Below are 25033 nucleotides of genomic sequence, written 5' to 3' on the forward strand. Positions count from 1 at the left end.
CAATCACTCCACATCGATGAGGTGTAAAAAAAGGGAAACCGCCTAAAGCGGTTTACCCCTCGTATTTTTTCATCAGCGCAGCCAGTTCGTCGTCGACGGCTTGATTCTTGTTCAGCTTCGCAATTTCTTCGTCTAAGGAGCTCTGTTTTTTGTAAATCTCGCCGCTGGCTTCTGCTTCTGCTTCCATTTGCAGTGCTTTTTCTTCCATCCGTTTCAAGCCAGACATAGCCGAGTTCGAGTCGAAGCTACCCATCGCCTGATTGATCGTCTTTTGTGCTTTGGCTGCATTGACGCGGGCCACTAATGTTTCGCGCTTGTTTTTCAGCTCGGTGATCTGTTTTTTCATTTCAGCCAGCTTCTCTCGCAATCCATCGGCTGCCAGCTTGTTTTTCTCGTAGCTGTCCTTGTATTCGTTCATTTTTTGCTCGGCGGCTTTCTTTTCTTCCAGAGCTCGACGAGCCAGATCAATGTTCTGAGCTTGTGCTGCGATGTGTGCTTGCTCATCACGCTTTTTCACCAAGGCTTCCTGCTCTTCATACAGTACTTTGAATTTCTTTTCCAAGGCAATTTGGGCGGCAACCGCCTTCTCTGCTTCATTCAAGTCTTCCTGCATATCACGCAAATACTGGTCTGTCATTTTGATTGGATCTTCAGCTTTCTCAATCAAAGCGTACAAATTGGACATGGTCAAATCACGAAGTCTTTTAAAAATGGACATCGATTATTCCTCCTTCAGTACGTACCAGGTAGTTCGGCCTATATTGCCGCCCCCGTCATACCTGTATTTACGATCATTACGCAAGTAAGTTTCAACAATTTATTATTTTATTGGTTCAACTTTGCTTTTCGTAGTGCACGTAACATTACTGCTCGAAAGTAAGTTCGCCCGATTCAACGCTTTTCAATAGAAGTTTTGCCTGAAATTGTGTCCCATCCTGACGTTCAAGCTTCATTTTACCCGTTTTGCCTTTTTCAATGAGTGCTTTAATCTGTGTATCCGTCAGCATACGTCCATAATTCTCTTTCCATATGACGAATTTACAGCCCGCGTTATAATTCGAACAACCGTAACCTTTGCGTCCCATGAAAATGGAGCCTCCGCAACCCGGTCGTGGACATTTGGTGATGATACTCGATGTTGAACTAGCGGTTTTTGCTACCGTTCGAGTTGAAGTCTTTGTTGTGGCATTCCTGCCACCTGATCTGCCTGTACTTCGCTCGCCAGCTCGTCCTCTTGTTTTCGAAGATCCTTTCTGAGTGGTACTCTCACTCTCAAACAAGGTCTTCTCAGCACGAGATTGTACGCGAACCTTTTCTACGATCATCGTAGCGAATTTCTTCACATTCTCCATAAACTGCATGTCAGAGGCGGACCCTCGGGAGATCTCATTCAAGCGGCGCTCCCAATGTCCCGTCATTTCAGGAGAGGTTAATAGTTCGACACCTGCTCCCCTAATCAATTCGATAGCGGAACGGCCTTTTAGCGTAAGTTGAATTTTTTTCCCCTGCATTTCAACGTAACCGACTTTTTTCAGTCGTTCGATCGTAGCGGCACGAGTTGCTGGAGTTCCCAGGCCAGATTCTTTCATCGCATCACGCAGTTCCTCATCCTCGATTTGCTTGCCTGCGCTTTCCATGGCCTTTAGAAGCGTTCCTTCCGTAAAATGCTTGGGCGGCTGTGTTTCTTTCTCCTTTGCTATAGCATCCGAGCATACTACGCTGGCATCAGGTAGAATGATGAAAGGCTCGTTAACCTCAATCTCTTCTTTATCCTCTTCTTTAGCCGCACCTTTCACATTCTTGGGCTTATCCTTCTGCTGATCGGCATAAATAATCTTCCAACCGAGACTTTTCCGTTCTTTCACCGACGTTTTGAACATTTCTTTTTCCACTTCGGTTATGACCATATGCATCTTATATTCAGCTGGTGGATAGAACTGTGACAAAAAGCGGCGAACGATCAAATCGTATAGCTTTTGCTCATCTGGCGTAAGCCCGGAAGCCTTGCGATTTGTCGGCAGGATAGCATGGTGATCATCTACTTTTGCTGGATTACATATAAACTTGTTGCCTTTATGAACCAAACTACGGTTCGCACCCTTTACCAAGTCGTCATATCCAGTGCCTTGCAAAGCAGACAAGGTATTGTGCATTTCGGGAATATTTTGCTCTGTCACATAGTTGGAATTCGTCCTTGGATAAGAAATCACCTTATGCTTTTCATAGAGTGCCTGTGCTAAGTCCAAGGTTTTCTTGGCGGAAAAACCGTACTTGCCATTGGCCTCACGTTGCAGCAATGTCAGGTCGTACAACTTGAATGGATACTCCTTGGTATCCTTTACTTCGTAGGATGCTATCCGCCCTTGCTTTCCTTTCACTTTACGAGCCAACATTTCTGCTTTTGATGGATCGGTTAAGCGATCACCTTGCCAAATCCCCTTGTACGTCCTCTCACCCTGCGAAAAATGCCCTTCCACTTGAAAAAACGTAACCGAGGAGAAAGCCTCAATTTGTTTCTGTCGATCATAAATGAGAGCAAGGACAGGTGTCTGTACTCGTCCGACAGAAAGAAGCACGTTATGTTTGGTCGTAAATGCACGTGAGCCATTCATCCCGATTAGCCAATCTGCTTCACTACGAGCCTTCGCTGCCCTCGTTAAGTTTTCATAGGCTGCGGCATCCTTCATCTCCGCAAATCCTTTCCTGATCGTTTCAGGGGTCAAATCCGAGATCCAAAGTCTTTTAACAGGGTGACTCAATTTTAGATGTCGCTGAATGAGCGAAAAGATATGTTGACCTTCCCGCCCGGCATCGCATGCATTAATCAGCAGATTGCTTCGTTTGGCCAACTGCCCGATCATTTTTAGCTGATCAATTGTTTTCCGATTGGGCACTAGCTTAAATGGATCGGGAATGATAGGAAGATCATTTATGTTCCACTTTTTATATTTTTGGTCGTACGCATCAGGCTCCGCTAGTTCAATTAAGTGCCCAATTGCCCACGTAATGATGTATTTTTCACCTTCTAAATAGGTGCGGTGATTTTTAGCTTTAGGATCTATTGCGGCGGCAATATTTCGTCCCATGTCAGGTTTCTCCGCAATAATTAATATCTTCAAATGATAATCGCTCCTTATAAAAACTCTCTAAGCAAAGGTACCTATCATCTTCTGCCATGATCATTTTCATCAAATAAATAAAGACCGCCAACCTGTCGAGGATCGGTCTAACGTTCTGTACTCCTCTCTATTTTACTACAAGTTAGCCCAGTATTCTCGTTCTGGCTGCGACGGCCCATTCGATTTTTGACAACGCCTGACAATATGCCTCACTCATCTCAGCAGCATTTGCTGCCTCCTCCGCTTGATTCAGCACGCGCCATACGTCGCTCTTGTTTTTGTACCAATCCAACTCCTTTGGCGGCTCATGGTGGATAGGCTTCCACACTTGACGTAACGTTGGGGAAAACAGCCGATTCGCCCCTGACCGCAGCTGACAGTTCATTAGTTTTACCTGATAAGACTTGCCAGGAGCTGTATCATTCACATCGTGAAAAAGATGGGGCCAGTAATCTTTTCGCGAACCTGTGTGTGGCTGTTGCAATGCCCAAGCGTACGATGCCTCCTGCCTATTCGTACCCCCGAACAACAGACTGTATAGCCTTTTTCCCAAGCTGATTCGCTCTGGTAATGAGGCAAAATGAAAAACTCGCTCGCCCGCTAGCTGTAAAGAGTCCGCCCCTTTATGAGGAAACAAGATCAGATTCAGCTTCAAAAGCTCCTGCAGGGCAAACGGGATTGTGCGAACAACTGAATTTTGATAGGCCGAGTCTTTCATGATCTGATCTTCCAAATAGTTTTGTTCATTGATAATCAATCCAATGGCGAGCAGCTGTTTGTCGTCCGTTTTCCAGAAATGATTCCAGATCGCCTGCATGAACGTGGAGACGCCCAGATGAGGCAGTAAATAAAAAAGGTTGGTCTGTCGTCTGACACTTTCCTCATACAGTAACAATTGAGGGTACGCATCGTGAAAAATCAGCCAGTTTCCCCGCTCCAAAAAGGAGAAATAATCGTGCTGTTCTTTTGTACGAAGCAAGCGAGGCAATAATTCTCCCTGCAAATCGGTCATATTCCATCCTGCATTACGCGATACCAGATGTGCCAATAACGCCCAATGAATGCGTGGATGCTTTTGATAAAACGATAAATAGGCGCGCGTTCTGTCTATGTTGTCACGGTTGTGGGTGAGCGTCTCCTGCCTAATCTGCTCTACCGTCCTCCGATCTTGGTCCTTCAGTGGTGCTGATGTTGCCGTGCGAGCCTTTTTGAGATGCATGGCAAGCGGCAAACGAGATGCGTATTGGTACCACGGCAAACCCATCGATGCTCTTCCCCCTCTCTTTCTTATGCGCCGTATTTTATCGGGAGGTGAATGAGTTGCGCGAAATCCAGCAAGAAATCAGCCGCATTCAAGCCTTTTTGTTGCAGCGCCAACAGGAGGATGGCACTTGGCGCTTTTGTTTGGAAAGCTCACCGATGACAGATTCTCACATGATCATCCTATTGCGCACACTTGGCATTCATGATGAGCGTTTGATGGAAAAGCTCACTGCTCACATCACGTCTCTCCAACACAATAATGGGGCGTGGAAGCTGTATCCCGACGAGTACGAAGGCAATCTGTCTACCACGATTGATTCGTATTACGCGCTGCTATTATCAGGCAAGTACAAAAAGGACGAACCGAGAATGACACTGGCTCGCTCGTTTATTTTGGAAAAGGGCGGGCTGACACAAGCGAACATGCTGACTAAATTTGCTACAGCTTTGACAGGCCAATATCAGTGGCCCTCGCATTTTCTGGTTCCCGTCGAGATTGCTCTATTGCACCCGAGCTTCCCTGTCAGCTTTTACGATTTTGTTGGGTACGCACGTGTCCATCTTGCCCCCATGATGATTGTGGCTGATCGCAAATATGTAAAAAAGCCTGACGATGCACCAGACTTGTCCGATCTATACGCAGATACACCGATCACTCGCGGTCTTTATTCGCATCGATTCCTAGAAAATTTCCTCAAGGAGGGGCAATCGTTCCTCGCCACCATCCACGATTCCTTGCAGCGTCTCCCCTTTTTACCCGGACAGTTGCAAAAGCTTGCCCTACGGCGCCTGGAACAATACATCCTGGCGCGAATCGAGCCGGACGGTACTCTGTACAATTATTCGACCTCTACCTTTTTCATGATTTTTGCGGTGCTCGCTCGCGGTTATTCTCCGAAAGACCCGCTCATCCAAAAAGCGATGCAAGGACTTACGAATAGTGTCTACGATTACGAAAACGGCGCACACTTGCAGCTGGCTACCTCAGCCGTCTGGGACACCGCGCTCTTGGCTTCTTCTCTGCAAAAAAGCGGGCTTTCTGCTACACATCCCGCGATTCAAAAAGCAAATCGTTACCTTCTCCAAAAGCAGCAGCATAAGTACGGTGACTGGAAAATCCGTAATCCAACAGGAAAGCCTGGCGGTTGGGGCTTTTCTGACTACAACACCATGAACCCTGACATTGATGATACGACGGCTGCTCTGCGTTCTCTGCGCCTGCTCGCCCGTACGGACGTAACAACAGCAGCCGCTTGGAAGCGCGGTCTCGATTGGCTATTATCCATGCAAAACGACGATGGCGGCTGGCCTGCTTTTGAACGAAACACAGACGCTGATTTCATTCGCCACCTGCCGATCGAAGGAGCCGATAACGTCAGTACAGATCCGTCCTCTGCCGATTTGACAGGGAGGACATTAGAGCTTCTCGGAAATTATGCTGGGCGAACATTAACTGACCCCCATGTAGAAAAAGGAGTCCGCTGGCTTCTCAAACATCAAGAGTCAGACGGCTCCTGGTATGGACGTTGGGGAATTGCTTATCTGTACGGCACATGGGCTGCAATTACCGGGCTGATGGCGGTTGGCTTTTCCGCTACCGATCCCGTCATCCAAAAAGCGGTTGCATGGCTGGTTGCCAATCAAAATTCCGACGGTGGCTGGGGAGAATCTTGCCAAAGCGACCAGAAAAAAACGTACGTCCCCCTCGGTGCAAGCACTCCCTCGCAAACGGCATGGGCAATCGATGCACTGATAGCCGTGTCATCAAGGCCGACCGCAGAGCTTCAACGAGGGGTTCACTATTTGCTCACTCACAATCAAACAAATGACTGGACGACTCGCTATCCTACTGGCGGGGGACGTCCTGGCGGCACTTACTTTGCTTATCACAGCTATCGCTGGATTTGGCCATTGCTAGCTCTCAGCCACTATCAGAGCAAATACGCGAACACGTAATAAACATCACTACCCTCTTCGCAAACCAAGATCTAACGGCTGGAGAGGAACCTGGGGTGAGTAAATCACAGAATGTGGCGGCGTATCAAAAATAGAGTAGCAGGACAGGACATCGGTGTCCCCAATCAGCACAATCGACGACTGAGACACTCCACCAAAGCTGAAATCACCGACGTCTATTTTTTTATTCGTCACCTTCATATTCATGGAACTTTTTCTCCTTTTCCTAAAACTTGCGCCTATCCATCCATCTTATGCGGCTCACACTGCTTCGGTCGCAAAAACAGGTATGAACACCCAATGGCCTACGACATACAATACAGAGAGGACCTCTCCCAAAAGGATGTGCCGAACATGCCAGCATTCGTTGGAGTCATCAATGTGAACAACGTGGGCGGCGTTTTCAATGTCGGAGACGTCCGTAAAATCGCACCTACCACTTATGCCAAAACCTTCGCAGGTGGAGGTTCATTCAATTCTGGTACCAATCTGTCCTTTAAAATTCCACGTAGCGTCGTCTACGTCAATGAACAATCCGATAATGATATCCCGCTTTTTGTAGAAGAAACGAACGATTACAGGGCAAAGGGACGCGATTTCGCATGAATTTTTTTGTTACGCAACACATCGCAATCAATTCGCTCAAGATCGAAGGCATAAGCAACTCTTCGGTATGTCAAATAGGAAGCGCCGGGATTATTAAGCCCGTATCCAAGCTGTACAACACTGGCGGATTCACAGAGCCAGCTCCACAAGTGGGGCCACTGCCCACAACCGCTTCGGAAGAATTCGTGCCCCTCATTCCCTTGGTTCAGCCCTCGCCCATACGCTCTGGTAGGCTTTCACGGTTTGCCTAATTCGATGTATGCTAGATGAAGAAGGATGGTCGTCATGTACATGGATCCCGAAATGATGCAGTATTTTCAACAGTTACATGACTATATACAATTGCAAAACAATAAAATCGAGAAGATGAAGCAAATGCTTGAACAGCTGCAGCAAGATGTAAATGATCTCAAGGAAAAACAGATTCCTTCCGTCATCAAGAACGAGTACAAATTCGATCTCTTAAAGGTTGAGCGACTGGAAGGGACTCTCAATATCGGCTTAAACCCAAAAGGAAATGATACTGGAATCGGAGATTTTTCCATCAATCAATCGATGGATGTCCCTAATCCGCCCCAAAGCAATGCCCCCCTTTTTGAGCGTGTTCAGAAGGAAATTTATCAATATTTAGAGACGGATGCCTACCTCGTTCTTGAAAGAATCGAAACAGAGTGCAACTATCCACTCGATAACAATTATCGTGCCTTTATCTTGGATGACATTAAAAAGCAGATCGATCAGCGGATTAAGTATTACCTGAGCGAGCTCCCTACTGATGAACTAGAACCAGAGCAGCTCGATGTTTTCGTACAACAAACAGCCAAAAAGGTCAAACGGGATATCGACAAGACGTGCGAAACATTCGTGAAAAATTTGCCTCGTGAGGTGAACGAACCATGATGAGGTATCAAGTGATAAACGAAGCCATTTGTGTAAGGAAGGTCTCCGTCAGTGCGCTCAGTTCTGCCGCTTCTTTGTTTATTGGAGACACACAGACAGTAGACCTCAGAGCGATTTATGAAACCCCACCCGAAAAAATGATTGTCGGGGCCTCGATTCCGATTGATACTGCTCTGCCTGCTTCCTAAGGAGGGTTGTCTCCATGTACCGAAGGACTAGTCATGTCCACAAGCTGGATGTCCTCTCCGTCGATACCTCATCTGTTCTGCAAATAGGTGATTCCCGGCAGATTGATGCTGTCGCGAACATTTTAGCCGTCCAACGTGAACAGGCCATTTTCTATGAAAATGAATTTATGTTCGAGGATTACTCTGTTTTTTCCGTTCCCTTAACTCCTCCCAGTCTCGTTGATCCGATTTGCATCGATACGTTCCACGACTGTCCGTACATTTTCATCCGAAAAGTGGAAGTCCCTTTCGTAGCAGGAGCGTCCATCGTCCATCTTGGTTCTAATGAGTCCATTACACTCGAAACGCGAGTCGTTAACATTCGTCACCTTTTCCAAGATGAGCCAAACACTAGAGGGAGGGGGTAGGCTGTGCCTTCTGTCATTGGTGCTGTCAATATCAATAGTAATTCGGGTACAGTTAACTTTGGAGATACACTCAACATATCGCCCAAAACAGCCGCCAAGACATTCTCCGGTTCAGGAGGCGGCAACACAGGCAACGTCGTCAATACGCTCAATGGTGTCAACGCAACCAATACATTGGACCCCAATGTCGTCGATCAACCGATGTTTGGGAACATCTAATCCCTGCAGTGTTAATGTCTTTTTCATTGACACTGTTTTTATTTGGTCGAAAAAAGATACAAAAAAGGAGGCACAAGGCCCCCTCCTTTTACAAACTCGCTTTAAACGTTGTTTTTCGTTCGTTCGCAGCTCCATCACGCATCAAATAGATTTCTAACAAGCCATCCTGATACTGGGCCCTCATCCCTTTTGAACTGACGGGAACCGGTAGAGCCAGCTTGCGAGAAAAGGGGCCGTAGCTTCTCTCCCCTTGTGAACGAAGCCCCTGGTGATCACTTTGTTTGATGCTCCCCTTGATCTCCAACCAACGTTGGCCGGAGAGGATAATCTCCAGGCTATCACGCTCGAAGCCCGGCAGTTCACAGGAAACAATGACCATCTGCTCTGATTGGAAGATATCCGTGGCCGGAGAAAAATGCGAGTCGTCTACCTGATCGAAACGCATCGGTCTTTCCTTCGGCTTTTTTTTCCCTTTTTTCACAGGAGGTACATTTGGCGCTGCTGCTGTGGCCGTCTTTTGTGCTGTTTGCTTATTGAGCGTCGCGATATTTTCCCAAAAGCTCGTATCCAGCAACTGCCCCATCTGGCTCAATGCTTTCCACGGATGATCTGGGTCAAAGCCGAGCTTGGACAAGCTTTCGGATGCTTTTTGCAATTGCTTCATGGTCTCTTGCAAGTTTTTCATAACTTCCGCACTCCCTTCCCAGCACAGGCAAGACTGTCTTTGTACGATAGAATATGTACGTTTGCCTGGGGGGTGTGCTCAAGATCATCCAGTTTGCCCGATGTCAGCGCTATCTGTCACTGGTGCAGGCGGGGCCAAAATATCTGGTGGTGGCATGTTACTATCCGTCGGCTCAGAATTTGGTTCGCCATTGCCATCTGGTACAGTCGGCGGCGTTACAGGCTCCTGTGTTGGTTCTGTAGCAGGATTGGATGGTGGTGTTGCTGGTTTTTTTGTTTTTGGCTGCTCTTTTGGTCCTGTCGTGGGCTTGGGGTTCGGAGCTGGCGATCTCTTCTCCGTTCTCATTTCGACCTTGGCTACTTCCGCTACAGCGGCATCGCTGAGCTGACCACTCGATTCTGTTACGCCCACTTCTTTTTGCAAGGCAGTTCGTACGGCTTGCATGTTCTCCCTCGGCCAGAAAGAATACGGAGAGCTCCAGATCGCCCCATTATCCAAAGTAACCATGTTGCTTGACGAAAAGCTGGCAAAATCGAGTGCCAATCCTTTGATTTGGTTATTCGAGAGATCGGTTTTGATATGCTGACCAACGGTATCGAGCACTGCTGTCAAACTCGTTAATCCATCCATGGACATGCTCTTTTCTGCCACGGCACGAATCACCTGCTGCTGTCTGCGATTGCGATCGAAGTCGCTCGAGTTGTAAGCGTCTCCGCGTCTGTCGATGCGATGACGAACGAAGCCAAGAGCCTGCTCTCCGTTTAATACTTGTTTCCCTTTTTTCAAATTGCGGTATACACCCTGCTTCGGCAATTCGTATACGAGATCGCGATCTACATCAACCGTAATGCCACCCAGCTTGTCAATGACCGCTGTAAAGCCCTCAAAGTCAAGCTGCACGTAATGCTCAACAGAGATCCCCAGCATGTGATTCAATGTTTTTTTGAGCATCGTCATTCCATTCTCTGTAACAGGCTTCCCTTTTATTTCCGCATCTTTCCTGATATTTTCCCCTAATGCAAATACTTCATTGACCTTGTGATAGCCTGGATATCCTGGGATTTGAACGCGTGTATCACGGGGCAACGATACCATGCTCAGCTTTTGCGTAACCGGATTGGCGACTGCTACTACCAGGACATCCGTGTTCAACATGCCGATGTTTTTGCGCGTATCCACCCCGACGATGACGAAGCCGATTGATTTCTTTTGTTCATACGGCTTTTCTACAACAGGTTGATCCGGTAGCTTGTACGGGTCTTCCGTAACTACGTCCAGTGTTTGGTTTAATTTGTTGAGGGCGTAGCCTGCTCCTATAGCTAACAAACAGAGGAATAAGCAACCCGCCAAGAGCAGATACATCCGCTTGCTTCGCTTACCACGCTTGATCCGTTTGCGCGGCTGTTTTGCAGGAGCCTGAGGCTTGTCATTCTTGGCTTGCACGTTTGGTTCACTCCTTTTTAGAATCACAGGGTCCACAGTGCTTGGGGCGATTGATTTTTCGATATATTCTGGAAAACCATGTCCCATTTTACCACAATATGCCGTCAAAATGTAGAATCCTGCCGATTCATCGCGATCTGTTTTCCATGAGAGTTCTTGCACTTGCGAATCGAAACAGGTAGTCTAAAACTGAGGAAAATCAGATAGATGAATGAGGGAATCGGAGGGACTTGAGAGTGGAACACATACAGGTGCTGATCGCAGGTGGCGGCATCGCAGGGTTGTCCGCAGCAATATGGTGCCAACGATTAGGGCTTTCTTGTCTTCTTATCGAAAAAACGGATCGACTCGGCGGACAACTGCATCACATTTACAACGAGATTACCGACTTTCCGCCCCTTGTATATGACCAGGGAGCTGCCATTATAAAGGAACTGAGCGCACATCCTTTCATCCAGCAGCAACACATACGATTGAACGAAGCCATTCTTTCCATTGATCGGGAAACGAAACAGGTGATCACTTCGAAATCCGTCTATCGTGTCGACTTTTTACTCATCGCCACAGGAGTTAGCTGGAATGAAATAACAGCCCTTTCTGATTGTTCGAGCGTCCTGACGCCTTGGTTTTCTACAACCGCCCAGGCGCACACAATCGCAGGGCAAGATATCGCTGTTATTGGCGGAGGAGATCGTGCATTAGAGAGTGCAGCAAATTTGAGCTTTCATGCCCGACAAGTTTATCTGTTGGTTCGGAGCAGTCGGTGGCGTGCTCGTCCCGAATGGCAAAAGAAAATCACAGACCTGCCCAACGTCCATGTCCTGTGGGAAACACAAGTAAGTGACTATCAGGAGGAAGAGGCTCGGACTATTCTGACACTCACCTCCACGCGCGCAGGCAATCCACAGACGATCGTAGTCGATTGGATTCTGCCACGAATTGGTGTTCATGGAAATACAGCTGGTCTCGAAGGCTTGGACACGTTTGGCGATGACTATTTGCAAACGGATTCGTATCAACGAGCCCACTCACCATGGATATACGCAGTCGGAGACGTGAGCAACGGAGCCGCTTATGCTAGTTTGTCTCTGGCAGTTGGTCAAGCGATGAAGGCGGTCAAGCATATTTCCTTGCAAATTCAAAACAACCGATCCATGAGCCTGTAGAGAGAAGGAGCGCTTTGCATGTACGCTTTTTTCGACGATTTCGGCTTACCTGTCAAGCTAACCTTTTCCCCCGAAGAGTATCGTAACCACCAAGCAGGTCACGTGCTAATCTTCGCTTTTCATCAAGGGAAGCTGTTATTTACTCGCCATCGTACACGCGGTGTGGAGCTACCAGGGGGAAAAGTAGAAGCGGGTGAAAACAGCCTGGCGGCAGCAGTTCGTGAGGTCTATGAAGAAACCGGCGCCATATTGGAAGGGATAGAGCGTATCGGACAGTACACCATCGACGACTCGATGCGAAAAGACATCTATATCGCAAAGGTAGCGCACTATACAAACCAGCCAAGCGGCTCAGACGTGCTTGCAACCATTGTGTTTGCGGATATCCCGCGAGATGTAAAAGGCAATCAGGAGTTTAGCCGCATTCTGCAAGACGATGTGTACCCGCTCGCACTCGAACGAGCTTTACGTCATCCCTTCGCTGAGTTCTAACCACATAAACAGGCACGTCCCTGTCGCTCCCCGAAATTGAAATCGGTGAGAATGCTCGACAGAGACAGCCTGTTTATTGTTTTTCCTTTTCCTTTTTTCCCGACAGCACACGCTTGACGAGCTCATTAGGATCAAAACCATACTTTTCGATAGCTCTCTCACGTTGTACCTCATGTACCGTTTCAGGTTCAATTCCCAATACCTCTGATATTTGCCGCCACGATTGCGTCTCGCTGTCTTTTGCCCCCTGTCCTTGCTGCTCGACCTGCTTCGGCTTCAAGAAGAAGAGCGCAACTACAGCGAAAACAAGCGACAAACCTGCGATGGACATAAACATGACCGTTCGCGAAATCCCGAGCAACCAGGTAAAAATAGGTGGGCCAATCGCAACACCGATAAAACGGACACCGCTATATAAAGAAGTAATCATGCCCCGCTCTGTTTTTTGTACGGCCCCAACGATCATCGAGTTCAAGCAAGGTAAAATCATCCCCGTCCCCAAGCTGCCGATGACCAAAATGCCAATCAGGACATAAGCCCCTTTGACAAAGCTGGCCAATATATAAGACGTAGCCAGCAAGAACATGCCAATAATCACAAACCGCCGCATCAACTTCAGCTTCTTCTTGATGATGATTCCAGTCACAAATGCCGCAATACTCATTACGAGCAAGGGAATCGCCAAAAAAAAGCCTTTGATGACACCATCGATCTTGTATTTTTCTTCCAATAAATCAGACAGGTAAAAGAGTACACCAAACAATGTGAACAGGCAGATGCTCCCAATAAAAAACGCGGGGACAAGCCATTTTCCATGCTGCTTAAACACTTGTGCGATCGAATGCATGTACTGCTTGACGGGGAGCGACTTCTTATCCTGTTTCTTTTCCTTGGTCAGAAATAAAAACATCAGGAGAACGACTCCGCAAATAATCGGAAAAGCTAAAAAGACCATGTACCAAGATAGGAGAGCAAGCAAGGAGCCAATAATCGGACTTAATACTTTTCCCAACCCGTTGGATGTCTCCAAGAGCCCCAATGCCCTACTCTCCGAAGCGCCATCGAACAGATCCCCTACCAATGCCATCGCGATGGGGGCTGTCCCGGCGGCTCCGATTCCCTGCAAAACACGCCCTCCCATTATTGCCATATAGGGTTGATCCAGCCACAGCGCGGCAAGCCCTGCGACCAAACCACCCAGACCGTACAGGGCAAGGGAGAAGATAATGACAATTTTTCTCCCAAATCGATCTGACAAATAGCCGGCAAAAGGGATCACAATACCTGCTGCAATCGAAAAAGCGGTGATCAACAAGCTCGTCTGTAGGGCGGTGAGCTTCATTTCCGTTTTCATTGTAGGCAGTACAGGGATCAGCATCGAGTTGCCCAACACCATAACTAATGGAACCCCGACAAGCCCAATCAGGTTTTTCGCATTTTGTGCCATACGAAACTCCTTGTCTTACGCATAAGCGCTACCGTCCCAGCGCATCGCGTTAATAATCTCCCAGTCAGGCTCGACGCCAATTCCGACGCCAGCAGGAAGAGTCACTTCGCCGTTTATTGGTCGAAGCGGAAACAATTGTGTAAAGGGATTCTCCATGACATCCCATTCGACAGGCTCAATCGGATTGCTATCCATCTTGGTCCATGCCAACAAGCAAGCTTGTGCAAATAACGTATACAATCGTGCCAGCGAGCCATCAAAGGAATGCGGAGACACGCGATAACCAAACTGACGGGCCATTTGCAGATGTGTTCGATAATCGTCAATGCCCCCCGTATGCATCAGGTCAGGCTGTGCAATATCGATGGCGCCCCCCTCATACAAGGGTAAAAACTGTGCGCAGCGGATCAAGTTTTCTCCACCGGCAAGCGGGATGGATACTGACGAACGAAGCTTGACATACTCGTTTGTACGATCCATGGGCATCGGCTCCTCCAGCCAAAGCCAATTACCATAACGGGAAAAAAGCCCCTCCCACTTCCTTGCAGTCGCACAGTCGTAGCTCTGATTGGCATCTACCGCTACTTGAACTTCTTCGGGGAGCATATTCATCAGTTTTTCGATGTGCGTCTGATCCTCTTGAACAGACCGACCGCCAATCTTCACTTTAACCATCTTGAATCCGTCGTCGACTTGCTGGCTGACTTGGTTCCATGACTGTTGCATCCAGTCCTCTGTTTCACGGTAGGATTGGAGGGAGGCATATACCGGGATGCCAGCATGAATCTGACCACCCCATAATTGACACACAGATAGCCCCGCCGCTTTTGCCAAAATTTCCGTAAGTGCCATACTGACACCTGAAGCCGAGCGCTGATGCCACTTTCCGATGACATCGACTATGGCTACTCTGTTGTCCACCTGCTTACCCAGCAAGTATGGGATAATGCGCTCACAAAAGCCCTTATGGAGAGTCGGTAGCCAATCGATAATTTCTCCCCAGCCATCTATTCCAGCCCGTGTGATAATCCGAATGAGATAGCTGGTTCGATAACGCTTATACCCATTCGCATCGCCGTAAGCTTGCGATAGACGATGAAGCAGTGGATACGTTTCTACGCGCTCAATTTGCAGGTCAGAGACGGCTACCTGGTCATGAGTAATCATCCATTCCCTCTCGTTCTGCCTGCTCTCCCTCATAATCGTCATAGGAGAGGAAGTTTCCTTGCCCTTCTCCTTTTCTCATGTACTCCTCATACGTCCCGCTTCTCATAAAATGAACACTGTCCGGTCCATGATAGCCTTCAATATCGGTATAACCGATTTCCTCCACTGCTTCGACAAAGCCATCCGGCTCATTGCTCTCGATATACATTTCGTCGTAATCCGTTTTGTCGGGTTCCTGGTACGAGAAAGGAGTACTGGATGTCCCCCATGACTCGACAATTTGCCAAGCATCCTCACCGTCAAATCCGTTCTGTCCTTCTTTTTCATCCAAAGACGTACGTCCAAACGGTGGCTGCAAAAACTGTTCTTCAATCGGACGCGACTCGTTGACTGACGGCGCTGGTGCATGCTCCTTGCACGTTTGTGCCTGAGGCAGAGCTTCCAATCGCTCCACGGGTATTTGCTCTCCACAGACCGTACACAGGCCGTAGGTACCCTCCTCCATGCGCAGAAGCGCCTGATCAATCTCTTTTAATGTCTCACGATCGAGGCTGTCTAGGGCCAGATCTTTTTCCCGCTCAAACATTTCACTGCCGATATCTGCCGGATGGTTATCGTACATGGCAAACTCTTGCAAAGAGGTTGTCATCGGTTCTCTCATGCCATAATGGTCCTGTACGCGGTCTTCCAGTTCTTTTTTCTGTTCCAGCAGCTTTTCCCGGAAGCTGGCCACCATCTTTTGGTCCACGCTGTACACCACCTTTGTTTGGTTTCCTCAACAGGTAGTATGTCTTGGTCCCGCAGGAAATATGACCAACAAAACGGCCATGACCGTTTTGTTGGTCCGCATGCGCTCATATCCACCTTTATGAAAAACATCGAGATGTTTTTCACAGCAAAAAACCTGCCATCCCCAATAGGAATGACAGGTTGATCGACAGATTCTTATTCTGCTACATCTGCGTAGTGTTGTTCTACGATATCTGCGCAACGTACGCAGAGCGACGCGTGCGACTCGCGAGTGCCAACATCAGGTTTCACTACGCGGCAACGCTCGCATTTTCCACCGTCTGCGGCAGAGACCACAGCAGCAATTCCTTCGAGTTGTACCGCTTCTGCTGGAGCAGACCCGCTGTGTACATCCACATGAGCCACGATGAACAGGTCAGCCAGATCGTCCATTGCTGCCAATGTTTTCGCAACTTCTTCCGTTTGTGGGTACAGAGCCAGCTTCGCATCAACAGAGTTACCGAACACCTTGTTGCGGCGCGCTTCTTCCATGGCTTTGAGAACCTCGTCTCGGATCGCCAGGAACGCATCCCATTTGCTCTCTGCTTCTGCTGCAAAGCTCTGATGTTGCTCGTCGCCTTCTGGCATATCCGTCAGCTGTACACTCTTCGCTTCCACACCAGGAATGAACGCCCACACCTCATCGGCTGTATGCGGCAACAGTGGAGCAACCAGCTTCACCAGACTGAGCAAGCAATCGTACATCACCGTTTGTGCAGCACGTCGTTTCAAACTATCTGGCGCTTCTACATATAGACGATCCTTGCAAATGTCCAGATAGAATGCGGACAAATCAATGACGCAGAAGTTGTGAACGGCATGGAAAACGGTATGGAACTGATATTCATCGTACGCTTTGCGTGTACGCTTCGCGACTTTTGCTGCTTTCGCCAGAACATAACGGTCCAGCTCACCCAGCTCTTCGTACGCTACGCGGTCTGTTGCTGGATTAAATCCATCCAGGTTACCCAACAGGAAGCGGAACGTATTGCGGATTTTGCGGTACACTTCAGCGATTTGGTTCAAAATCGCATCGGAAATGCGCACATCTGCTTGGTAATCAACAGAAGCTACCCACAGACGCAAGATATCTGCGCCCATCTTGTCAATTACTTGTTGTGGCACGATAACATTGCCAAGGGATTTGGACATTTTGCGTCCTTCTCCATCCAATGCAAAGCCGTGACTCAAGACGGATTTGTAAGGAGCTGTGCCATACACGGCAACACCCGTCGAGAGAGAAGAGTTGAACCAGCCACGATACTGGTCAGAGCCTTCCAGATACATATCAGCCGGCCAAGCAATGCCTCTTTCGCGCAAAACAGCCTGGTGGCTGGAACCGGAGTCGAACCAAACGTCCATAATGTCCGTTTCTTTGCGGAAATCCTTGCAATCGCATTTGGTGCAAGAAAGCCCTTCTGGAACCAGCTCATTCGCTTCACGGGAGAACCATACTTTCGATCCTTCTTTGCGGAACAGATCAGCGACATGGTTGATCGTCGTGTCATTAATGATCGCTTCATTACAAGATTTGCAAAAGAAGATTGGAATCGGTACACCCCATACACGCTGACGGGAAATGCACCAGTCGCCACGATCCGCAATCATGTTTGCCAGGCGAGTTTCTCCCCAATGCGGAATCCATTTTACATTTTTAATCGCTTCGAGCATTTGCTCACGGAATCCGTCGATAGATGCGAACCATTGCTCTGTCGCGCGATAGATTACCGGTTTTTTCGTACGCCAGTCATGTGGGTAGGAGTGCGTGAAGAAATTGAGCTTCAGGAGTGCTTCGTTTTCTTTCAGCTTTTCTGTTATCACTTTGTTTGCATCTTCATAGAACAGACCTTCAAAGCCTGGTGCCTCGCTGGTCATTTTACCTTCGTGATCGACTGGGCAAAGTACACCCAAATTGTATTTTTGACCGATGTTAAAGTCATCTTCCCCGTGTCCAGGAGCAGTATGAACGCAACCGGTACCTGCATCAAGGGTTACATGCTCACCCAGGATGAGTGGAGACTTGCGATCGTAGAACGGATGCTTCGTCTCTACGCCTTCCAGATCTTGACCTTTAAAGGACGCTAGAATCTCTACGCCTTCCCAGCCAATTTCTTTGCTCGCGGCTTCAATCAGACCGTTTGCTACCAGGAATTTCCGGCCGTCTACCTTCACTACGTTGTATTCAAGCTCAGGGTGCAGACTGATTGCGAGGTTGGCTGGTAATGTCCACGGAGTCGTTGTCCAGATGACTACGCCTGTTTCTGTGTCCAGCTTGCCTTTTCCATCTGCTACCTGGAAGCTGACGTAAATAGAAGGAGAGCGCTTGTCTTTGTATTCGATTTCTGCGTCAGCCAGCGCCGTCTCAGAAGATGGAGACCAGTACACGCAGCGCAGACCTTTGTAAATATAGCCCTTTTTCGCCATTTCGCCGAATACGCGAATTTGGTTGGCTTCATACTCAGGTAGTAGTGTCACATAAGGGTTTTCCCAATCGCCGCGAACACCCAGACGCTTGAATTGGTCGCGTTGCTTGTCAATATAGGACCAAGCATACTCTTCACAGCGCTGGCGGAAATCGTTCACTTCAATGCTGCGACGATCCAGCCCTTGTGCATTGATAATCGCTTGCTCAATCGGCAAACCATGTGTATCCCAGCCTGGGATGTACGGCGCATAAAAGCCTGCCATGGATTTGTAGCGAACGATAAAGTCCTTGAGGATTTTATTCAGTGCGTGACCGATATGGATATCTCCATTCGCATACGGAGGCCCATCATGCAAGACAAAAGACGGGCGGTCTTTCGTACGATCAAGCACTTGTTGATAAATATTTTGCTCTTCCCATACCGCTTGCATCTGTGGCTCGCGGCTTGGCAAATTTCCGCGCATAGGGAAATCTGTTTTTGGTAGCGCTAAGGTTTTGCTGTAATCCATGGCCTGATTCACTCCTTAAATAAATAAAAGCCTTCACTCATCCCATAAAAGGGACGAGAGAAAGCTCCCGTGGTACCACCCTGATTGAACAAACCCGTACGGCAAAAAAACCTGCATCGGATTCGTTCCACTTCACTCATTCGTAACGGGAATGACGCGCTCACTTACTCACCTGTTTAACCATCGAGGTTTTTCTGGGCTTTCGGATATTGAACTCCCGGGTGATTTTCTGCGAAAGCAACTGGCCGGGTTTTCACCTTTTCCCGACTCTCTAAGCAGTGCTGGCTCACATACTCTTCCCGTTCATCGTCTATGATTTGTATAAGTGCCTATTTCGAAAAAGTTGTTTTTCATTATAGTACCATCATTGGTCGAACGTCAATGATTTATTCAACGGTGACAGCCGAATCTGCATGTGGCTGTTCAATATTATCCCAATCGCCATTCTCCAACATTTCCAGCTGTGCCTCCAAAAGCGTCCGGAAGCGCATGCGGTAAACAGAAGCGCGTTTCTTCAGTTCTTCGATTTCGATTGCAATTTTGCGGGACTTCGCCAGCGCTTCATTGACGATTCGGTCTGCATTTTTCTCGGCTTCTTTTAAGATGAGCTGCGCTTCCTTGCGGGCATTCGACTTTACGTCCTCTGCTGTCTCCTGCGCCACCAGAATCGACTTGCTCAAATTTTCTTCCAAGCTCTTATAGTAATCTACGCGCTCATTCAAAATAGCTACGCGCTCTTCCTGTTCTTTTTTCTCTTTTATCAAGAGCTCAAAATCTTTGATCACCTGATCGAGAAATTCGTTCACTTCGTCAATGTTATACCCACGAAAGCCTGTGCTGAATTCCTTATTGTGTATATCCAACGGCGTTAATGGCACATGAACCCCCCACTTTTCCCGATAATTCGTCTTTAATCATTTCGACAGGATTAGCAGTGTTTCCTGCCGTATTTTACAATTTTTTGCGCCTTTGTCCATCTTATGTAACCAGTCCGACAATCATGCGAAGTCTTCCGCTGCGTGTTGGACCTGCTACCTCAAGAATTTTGAACCGCCCAAAACCTGCGAGAGAAACCATATCCCCCATCTGAAGTTGATAAGATGGGTCTTCGATTACTTTCCAGTTGATTTTTACTTTTCCCGCTCGAATTGGCACCAGTGCTTTTGCGCGGGACATATTATGTACTTCTCCGATGATCGCGTCCATTCGCGGTGATGGCACAGTGATCGTTTTCTCTACAAACTTGGGTGCAGGCGGGGTAAACGCCTCCCATTCTACCCGCTCAAACTGAACAGATGTCCGATGAATTTGCGTCACCTGCGCACAAACAAAATCAGCGACTTCCTCTGCTACAATCGCATAGCTGCCAGCTGAATCTGTCAGCATATCTCCGAATTTCTCCCGCTTCATCCCAGCACCGAGCATCGCCCCCATCACATCTCGATGCTCCAGCACATGAAAGCGCTGATCAGCCTTGATGGCCAATAAGGTAAGGCGATAATCCTCGGGGTCGACAGGGAGGTAATCTGGATGAATGATGATCCGAACACGCTCGGCACCCTCGTAGCCTCCATAAGGAGAAACCTTCACATCTCTTACTTGTGAGGATAGACTCTGAAAAATCATGAACTGCCTAGGGTCTACAAAATCAGTAAGGCGCATGGCCTGCTTCCGCTCTACTTGCGTCAGCATTTCCAGCGCCCGTTCAACAAAGGGACGTTCTTCTTTTGAAAAATGTTCAAATATGCTCATCGTCTCACTCGCCCTACAGGATTTGCCTCAGGATGGCATCCAGTCCAGCATAGGCAAAACGCAATGCAATCAATGCGACAATAGGGGAGATATCGATAAAGCCGAGCGGTGGGATAAATCGGCGAAACGGTGCCAAGTATGGCTCAACCAGTCTTTCCAATAACTGTCCGATACCCGTATCTCTCATTTGAGGAACCCATGACATCAAGATGTAAGCAATAATCATGAATTGATAAACCATAAAGACAAAGTCTAAAATGTCAAAAACAACCTTCATTGGCTCACCCTTCTACATTTGTCTTAGTTGGCTACTCTTCCAACACACTGGAGATCGTACCCTGAATATCTACATGGTCAGGCGTGCACACGAAGATTGTGTCCCCGACCTTTTGAATATCGCCGTTCAACGCGTAGACCGTCCCGCTCAAAAAGTCGATAATTCTTTTCGCTTGGTCTTTTTCCACACGATGGAGGTTGACTACAACTGGTCTACGATGACGCAGGTTGTCAGCAATATCCTGTGCGTCACTGTAATGACGGGGTTCACAGAGAATCAAACGGATTCCCTCCTTTTCCCGTGCTTGAAACGGTACCACGTTATTTGCTCGATTGGTCGGCTGGCGCTTGTGCGAGGATTCTTGCTCGTCTCTTTCTTCTTCAACCGTTGTTGTCTCTTCGATGTATTCCTCGTTTTCTAACCCCAGAAACCCCATCAATTTATTCATGACACCCATACTCTTCCTCCTCTCTTACTCAGTGGTCTGGTCTGTTTTTCCATTACTCCGGCTTGACCAATACCGATCCCAAACGAATATATGTAGCTCCCTCTTCAATGGCCACTTCAAAATCACTAGACATGCCCATAGACAGCTCTTCCACCTGTGCGTGCGGGAATGCCATTTCGTTAATCCGTTGCTTCCACTCATAGAGGCCACGGAACACCTGTCTGGCTTCCTCTTGATTTTCGACAACAGGCGCCATCGTCATTAATCCAACGATACTTATATGTTTCATATTACTGGTTTCGCGCAAAAAAGCCAATACGTCATTGGGACTAAGCCCAAATTTTGTCTCTTCTCCTGATATATTGATCTGCAAAAAGCATTTTACGACATGATCCAACGCTTCTCCGCGTCGATCCAGCTCCTGTGCCAAAGAAAGTCGATCCAGTGAATGAATGTACGGGAATCGTCCTACGACTTCTTTTGCCTTATTCGTTTGGAGGTGCCCGATAAAATGCCAGATCCCTTTTTCGCCGTGTAGCTGGTGCTTGGGCAGAGCATCCTGCACGCGGTTTTCACCGATATTCTCTACGCCTACAGAGAGCAAGTCCCCAATGGCATCTGCATCGACATACTTGGTAACTGCAATAATTTTTACTTCCTCTCGTTTGCGGTTCGCCCGATCGCAAGCAGCCTGAATTCTTGCTTCGATGGATTGCAGTCGTTCTCTTAACAGTTCTTGTTCCTTGGTCATAACGAACCCTTCCCTTTCTTCTAGACGTTTTCCTTCCAGCCAATGTACGAAGCCATGCGTCCGGTAGTCCCTTGTATCCCTGCTTCCTTGCGATGAGAGAAAAACAAGTCTGTTCTGCAGCTTGTACACCAATCCGTGGATAAAATATTCCCTGAAGAAATTCCTGCTTCGAGTAATATCTCTGTGTTTAGCTGACGAAGGTCCAGCATATCCCGATCCCCTGTGGAGGAGATGACTGCTTTATCCCAATGGCCTACACAATCGCGTACCTGCGTCATGATTCGCTCGTCGACTTCATAGCAGCAGCCACCAATCGATGGGCCAATCGCGACACGTATGTCCTCTGGCTTTGTCTGATAGTGCTTCGTCATGGCCTTCATCATTTCCTCGGCAATACGCCCCACTGTCCCCTTCCAGCCTGCGTGCGCAAGTCCGATTGCTCCTGACTCGGGATCGAGAAAATAGAGGGGAACACAATCAGCATAAAACGAGGTCAGTAATACTCCTTTTTCAAGGGTAAACAAACCATCCGTTGCAGATATCACGTCCTCCAGACTTTCTTTTCCGGCACCACCAGCCGTGACTTGGCATACCCGATTACCGTGAACTTGATCGGCGCATGTCCACGCCGTAAAAGACATCCCGACTTGTTCTGCCAGCTTGCGTCTATTGGCTACTACGTTTGCAGATTCATCGCCCACATGCAGCCCCATATTAAAAGACCCGTACGGTTGTTCACTTTCCCCGCCTGAGCGAATGGTAAACCCCGCCACTAATCCAGGAAATTGTTGCTCCCACTCTGTTAACGATAAGATTGACTTATCCTCTACCCTGACAAATGGGTCTCTCATGTTGTCACCTTCCTCATATGGCTAATCATACCATAGCCGAAAAGAAAAGAAAGGCTATCCATGCCTTTCTCCCTTTACCTGTTAGTATTCTTCTGCACCGGAAGTTTTCACTTCAACTTTAAGTGCTTCTTCCATCCGAACAAGCACCACATCTTTCCCGATCTTCACAATATTGCGCCAAGGAATGACATAATCGTTCCCGGCAGAAAAGAAGCCGAGAAACTTGCCTGGTCCTGGTACGACGATGGCCTCTACACGACCGTGACGTAGATCGATCTCCAAATCTGAAATTTGCCCAAGACGTTTCCCATCAAGAATATTTACCACTTCTTTGGTCTGGAAGTCAGAGATTTTTACCATTCTCCCTCACCTACTTTTCTCCGTTACTTTCAGTATATGAGTCCAAAGAGGAATATGTCCGCTTGTTTGCCAAAAAGTAAGGCGATTAGAAAACTTACTTTCCGATCATACAAAAAACCCGAACGGTACAAGACCGCCGGGTTGCCTATGTGGTTTCTCATTACGATTGCACGTGCTTTTGCATATGGGCAATGGCCGCTTTTTCTAATCGAGAGACCTGCGCCTGTGATATACCGATTTCCTCTGCTACCTCCATTTGCGTTTTTCCTTCGTAAAAGCGCATGGATAATATCATTTTTTCTCGGTCACCTAGTCGCTGCATTCCCTCACGAAGCGCAATTTCCTCTACCCACGTGACATCTTTGTTCTTCTCGTCACTAATCTGATCCATCACGTAAATCGGATCGCCGCCATCCTGATAAATCGGTTCAAACAATGAAACCGGATCCTGGATCGCATCGAGTGCAAACACGACATCTTCTTTGGCTACGTTCAATTCCTGAGAAATCTCGATAATGGTAGGCTCTCGCGAATGTTTGTTGGTCAGATTGTCACGCACCTGCAAGGCCTTGTACGCGATGTCTCGCAAAGAGCGGGAAACGCGAATCGGATTGTTGTCCCGTAAATAGCGTCGAATTTCTCCGATAATCATCGGTACAGCATACGTGGAAAACTTCACGTTTTGCCCGAGATCAAAGTTGTCGATCGCCTTCATCAACCCAATGCAGCCCACTTGAAACAAGTCATCCACGAACTCTCCACGATTGTTGAACCGTTGGATTACGCTTAGCACCAGTCGCAAGTTGCCGTTGACCAGCTTCTCGCGGGCAGCCAGCTCCCCACTTTGCAGGCGCTCAAACAATTCCCGCATCTCTTTGTTTGTCAACACCGGAAGCTTGGAGGTATCTACCCCGCATATCTCTACCTTATTGCGCGTCACGTCTTTCCCTCCTCGAAGCAAGAAAAAAGTCCCTAACCCGGTTGTCTTGAAAGGCCGCGTAACTGACGCGTAGCCGACCAAGAAGGTGGCAAAAACCACCATCTGTTTCGGTTTAGGAACAGTATCCCCCCAAGCTGGGAAAATATGCGTTAGACCATCTTGTTGAATTCTTTTCGCAACCGTTTTATAATTCGCTTTTCCAAACGCGAAATATACGACTGTGAGATTCCCAACAAATCTGCTACATCCTTTTGTGTCTTTTCCTCTTCTCCGGCTAAGCCGAAGCGCAGCTCCATGATAATTCGCTCACGGTCAGACAGCTTATCCAGTGCCTTTTTCAGAAGCTTCCGATCTACTTGGTCTTCAATGTTTTTATAGATCGTGTCATTCTCCGTACCTAAAACATCTGACAGCAACAACTCATTGCCATCCCAGTCAATATTGAGCGGTTCATCAAAAGATACCTCTGAACGAATTTTATTGTTGCGTCGAAGATACATGAGGATTTCGTTTTCGATACAACGAGAAGCATACGTAGCTAGTTTGATGTTCTTGTCTGGATCAAAGGTGTTCACTGCCTTGATCAAGCCGATGGTGCCAATACTGACCAAGTCCTCAATGTTAATTCCCGTATTCTCAAACTTGCGGGCGATGTATACAACCAGACGAAGATTGCGTTCAATCAACATACCGCGGACAGCCGGATCACCAGACGGCAGACGTCCGAGCAAGAGCTCCTCTTCTTCTCTGGTCAACGGTGGAGGCAATGCTTCACTCCCGCCAATATAATAGACTTCTTCGGCGCGTACACCAAGCCATAGCAAGATTCGGTACCAGGTCAATTGGAGTTGTAGGCGAAGTTTTACATACATG

The 25033-nt window shown here is 47.9% G+C and carries 28 protein-coding genes and 1 other annotated feature; of the genes, 9 read left to right on the forward strand and 19 right to left on the reverse strand.

The genetic code is table 11. The features are described 5' to 3' along the window. Nucleotides 1–52: 52 nt before the first annotated feature. The 3 genes from C7R93_RS17450 to C7R93_RS17460 all read right to left on the reverse strand — a co-directional run bounded on the left by C7R93_RS17450 (nucleotide 53) and on the right by C7R93_RS17460 (nucleotide 4383). Entirely contained in the window at nucleotides 53–718 is a 666-nt protein-coding gene (locus tag C7R93_RS17450; RefSeq protein ID WP_106840014.1) for a PspA/IM30 family protein, read from the reverse strand. Between the two features lie 145 nt (nucleotides 719–863). Continuing rightward, nucleotides 864–3119 (reverse strand): type IA DNA topoisomerase, encoded by a 2256-nt coding sequence (locus C7R93_RS17455; protein WP_106840015.1) that lies wholly within the window; start codon nucleotides 3117–3119, stop codon nucleotides 864–866. A 142-nt stretch (nucleotides 3120–3261) separates the two neighbouring features. Next, nucleotides 3262–4383, reverse strand: coding sequence for a DUF2515 domain-containing protein (locus C7R93_RS17460; RefSeq protein WP_106840211.1), 1122 nt, complete (start codon nucleotides 4381–4383; stop codon nucleotides 3262–3264). On the opposite strand from C7R93_RS17460, the gene shc reads away from it, so the two are divergent. After that, on the forward strand, nucleotides 4356–6338 hold the full coding sequence (gene shc / locus C7R93_RS17465; protein ID WP_106840016.1) for a squalene--hopene cyclase: 1983 nt from the start codon (nucleotides 4356–4358) through the stop codon (nucleotides 6336–6338). The two genes, C7R93_RS17460 and shc, sit on opposite strands and share 28 nt — an antisense overlap. 9 nt (nucleotides 6339–6347) lie before the next feature. Here the strand turns inward: shc and C7R93_RS17470 are convergent, their stop codons facing one another. After that, the gene (locus C7R93_RS17470; RefSeq protein WP_106840017.1) at nucleotides 6348–6545 is read right to left on the reverse strand and encodes a hypothetical protein; all 198 of its coding nucleotides are present in this window, start codon (nucleotides 6543–6545) and stop codon (nucleotides 6348–6350) included. A 147-nt stretch (nucleotides 6546–6692) separates the two neighbouring features. Between C7R93_RS17470 and C7R93_RS17475 the strand changes: the two genes are divergently transcribed. The 6 genes from C7R93_RS17475 to C7R93_RS17500 are packed head-to-tail and all read left to right on the forward strand — an operon-like array spanning nucleotide 6693 to nucleotide 8658. Then, on the forward strand, nucleotides 6693–6944 hold the full coding sequence (locus tag C7R93_RS17475) for a spore germination protein (protein WP_106840018.1): 252 nt from the start codon (nucleotides 6693–6695) through the stop codon (nucleotides 6942–6944). Then, a complete protein-coding gene (locus C7R93_RS17480; RefSeq protein ID WP_106840019.1) occupies nucleotides 6941–7195 on the forward strand; it encodes a spore germination protein GerPB in 255 nt (84 codons plus the stop codon). Before C7R93_RS17475 ends, C7R93_RS17480 begins: the two co-directional genes overlap by 4 nt. 34 nt (nucleotides 7196–7229) lie before the next feature. Beyond that, complete coding sequence (gene gerPC / locus C7R93_RS17485) at nucleotides 7230–7844, forward strand: spore germination protein GerPC (protein WP_106840020.1); 615 nt, start codon at nucleotides 7230–7232, stop codon at nucleotides 7842–7844. After that, the gene (locus C7R93_RS17490) at nucleotides 7841–8032 is read left to right on the forward strand and encodes a spore gernimation protein (protein WP_106840021.1); all 192 of its coding nucleotides are present in this window, start codon (nucleotides 7841–7843) and stop codon (nucleotides 8030–8032) included. The genes gerPC and C7R93_RS17490 overlap by 4 nt, the downstream gene beginning before the upstream one ends. Before the next feature lie 14 nt (nucleotides 8033–8046). Further along, nucleotides 8047–8439 carry a spore germination protein GerPE gene (locus tag C7R93_RS17495; RefSeq protein WP_106840022.1) on the forward strand — a complete coding sequence of 131 codons (393 nt, stop codon included), beginning with the start codon at nucleotides 8047–8049 and terminating at the stop codon, nucleotides 8437–8439. A 3-nt stretch (nucleotides 8440–8442) separates the two neighbouring features. After that, nucleotides 8443–8658 carry a spore germination protein gene (locus tag C7R93_RS17500; protein WP_017249535.1) on the forward strand — a complete coding sequence of 72 codons (216 nt, stop codon included), beginning with the start codon at nucleotides 8443–8445 and terminating at the stop codon, nucleotides 8656–8658. An 88-nt stretch (nucleotides 8659–8746) separates the two neighbouring features. Here C7R93_RS17500 and C7R93_RS17505 read toward each other — a convergent pair whose 3' ends face one another. Further along, on the reverse strand, nucleotides 8747–9343 hold the full coding sequence (locus C7R93_RS17505; RefSeq protein WP_106840023.1) for an Hsp20/alpha crystallin family protein: 597 nt from the start codon (nucleotides 9341–9343) through the stop codon (nucleotides 8747–8749). Between the two features lie 84 nt (nucleotides 9344–9427). Further along, nucleotides 9428–10786 (reverse strand): LCP family protein, encoded by a 1359-nt coding sequence (locus C7R93_RS17510; RefSeq protein WP_106840024.1) that lies wholly within the window; start codon nucleotides 10784–10786, stop codon nucleotides 9428–9430. 236 nt (nucleotides 10787–11022) lie between these two features. Here C7R93_RS17510 and C7R93_RS17515 point away from each other — a divergent pair, with 236 nt between their 5' ends. Beyond that, nucleotides 11023–11952: an NAD(P)/FAD-dependent oxidoreductase gene (locus C7R93_RS17515; RefSeq protein WP_106840025.1), complete on the forward strand. Its 930-nt coding sequence runs from the start codon at nucleotides 11023–11025 to the stop codon at nucleotides 11950–11952. A gap of 18 nt (nucleotides 11953–11970) precedes the next feature. Further along, complete coding sequence (locus C7R93_RS17520; protein ID WP_106840026.1) at nucleotides 11971–12444, forward strand: NUDIX domain-containing protein; 474 nt, start codon at nucleotides 11971–11973, stop codon at nucleotides 12442–12444. A gap of 73 nt (nucleotides 12445–12517) precedes the next feature. On the opposite strand, the gene C7R93_RS17525 is transcribed toward C7R93_RS17520, so the two are convergent. From C7R93_RS17525 to sigE, 13 genes are all read right to left on the reverse strand, one after another. Continuing rightward, complete coding sequence (locus C7R93_RS17525; RefSeq protein ID WP_106840027.1) at nucleotides 12518–13891, reverse strand: MFS transporter; 1374 nt, start codon at nucleotides 13889–13891, stop codon at nucleotides 12518–12520. 15 nt (nucleotides 13892–13906) lie between these two features. Beyond that, nucleotides 13907–15058: a mandelate racemase/muconate lactonizing enzyme family protein gene (locus C7R93_RS17530; RefSeq protein WP_106840028.1), complete on the reverse strand. Its 1152-nt coding sequence runs from the start codon at nucleotides 15056–15058 to the stop codon at nucleotides 13907–13909. Further along, the gene (locus C7R93_RS17535; RefSeq protein ID WP_106840029.1) at nucleotides 15045–15818 is read right to left on the reverse strand and encodes a TraR/DksA C4-type zinc finger protein; all 774 of its coding nucleotides are present in this window, start codon (nucleotides 15816–15818) and stop codon (nucleotides 15045–15047) included. The genes C7R93_RS17530 and C7R93_RS17535 overlap by 14 nt, the downstream gene beginning before the upstream one ends. A gap of 185 nt (nucleotides 15819–16003) precedes the next feature. Further along, on the reverse strand, nucleotides 16004–18781 hold the full coding sequence (ileS, locus tag C7R93_RS17540) for an isoleucine--tRNA ligase (protein ID WP_106840030.1): 2778 nt from the start codon (nucleotides 18779–18781) through the stop codon (nucleotides 16004–16006). 46 nt (nucleotides 18782–18827) lie between these two features. Next, nucleotides 18828–19097: a binding site (T-box leader), on the reverse strand. 70 nt (nucleotides 19098–19167) lie between these two features. After that, a complete protein-coding gene (locus tag C7R93_RS17545) occupies nucleotides 19168–19659 on the reverse strand; it encodes a DivIVA domain-containing protein (RefSeq protein WP_106840031.1) in 492 nt (163 codons plus the stop codon). 100 nt (nucleotides 19660–19759) lie between these two features. Then, nucleotides 19760–20533: a YlmH family RNA-binding protein gene (locus C7R93_RS17550; RefSeq protein WP_106840032.1), complete on the reverse strand. Its 774-nt coding sequence runs from the start codon at nucleotides 20531–20533 to the stop codon at nucleotides 19760–19762. Between the two features lie 13 nt (nucleotides 20534–20546). Further along, complete coding sequence (locus C7R93_RS17555) at nucleotides 20547–20810, reverse strand: YggT family protein (RefSeq protein ID WP_106840033.1); 264 nt, start codon at nucleotides 20808–20810, stop codon at nucleotides 20547–20549. Between the two features lie 31 nt (nucleotides 20811–20841). Next, entirely contained in the window at nucleotides 20842–21267 is a 426-nt protein-coding gene (locus tag C7R93_RS17560; protein WP_106840034.1) for a cell division protein SepF, read from the reverse strand. Nucleotides 21268–21310: 43 nt separating this feature from the next. Continuing rightward, nucleotides 21311–22009, reverse strand: a complete 699-nt coding sequence (locus C7R93_RS17565) for a YggS family pyridoxal phosphate-dependent enzyme (RefSeq protein ID WP_106840035.1) — start codon at nucleotides 22007–22009, stop codon at nucleotides 21311–21313. Between the two features lie 20 nt (nucleotides 22010–22029). Next, entirely contained in the window at nucleotides 22030–22860 is an 831-nt protein-coding gene (pgeF, locus tag C7R93_RS17570) for a peptidoglycan editing factor PgeF (RefSeq protein ID WP_106840036.1), read from the reverse strand. Between the two features lie 81 nt (nucleotides 22861–22941). Further along, nucleotides 22942–23220 (reverse strand): YlmC/YmxH family sporulation protein, encoded by a 279-nt coding sequence (locus C7R93_RS17575; protein ID WP_106840037.1) that lies wholly within the window; start codon nucleotides 23218–23220, stop codon nucleotides 22942–22944. A gap of 160 nt (nucleotides 23221–23380) precedes the next feature. After that, nucleotides 23381–24160, reverse strand: a complete 780-nt coding sequence (sigG, locus tag C7R93_RS17580) for an RNA polymerase sporulation sigma factor SigG (RefSeq protein WP_007717728.1) — start codon at nucleotides 24158–24160, stop codon at nucleotides 23381–23383. Nucleotides 24161–24309: 149 nt separating this feature from the next. Next, entirely contained in the window at nucleotides 24310–25032 is a 723-nt protein-coding gene (gene sigE / locus C7R93_RS17585) for an RNA polymerase sporulation sigma factor SigE (RefSeq protein ID WP_007717727.1), read from the reverse strand. Nucleotide 25033 lies beyond the last annotated feature (1 nt).

Origin of the sequence: Brevibacillus fortis (assembly GCF_003013395.1) — a bacterium.
Taxonomy (GTDB): Bacteria; Bacillota; Bacilli; order Brevibacillales; family Brevibacillaceae; genus Brevibacillus; species Brevibacillus fortis.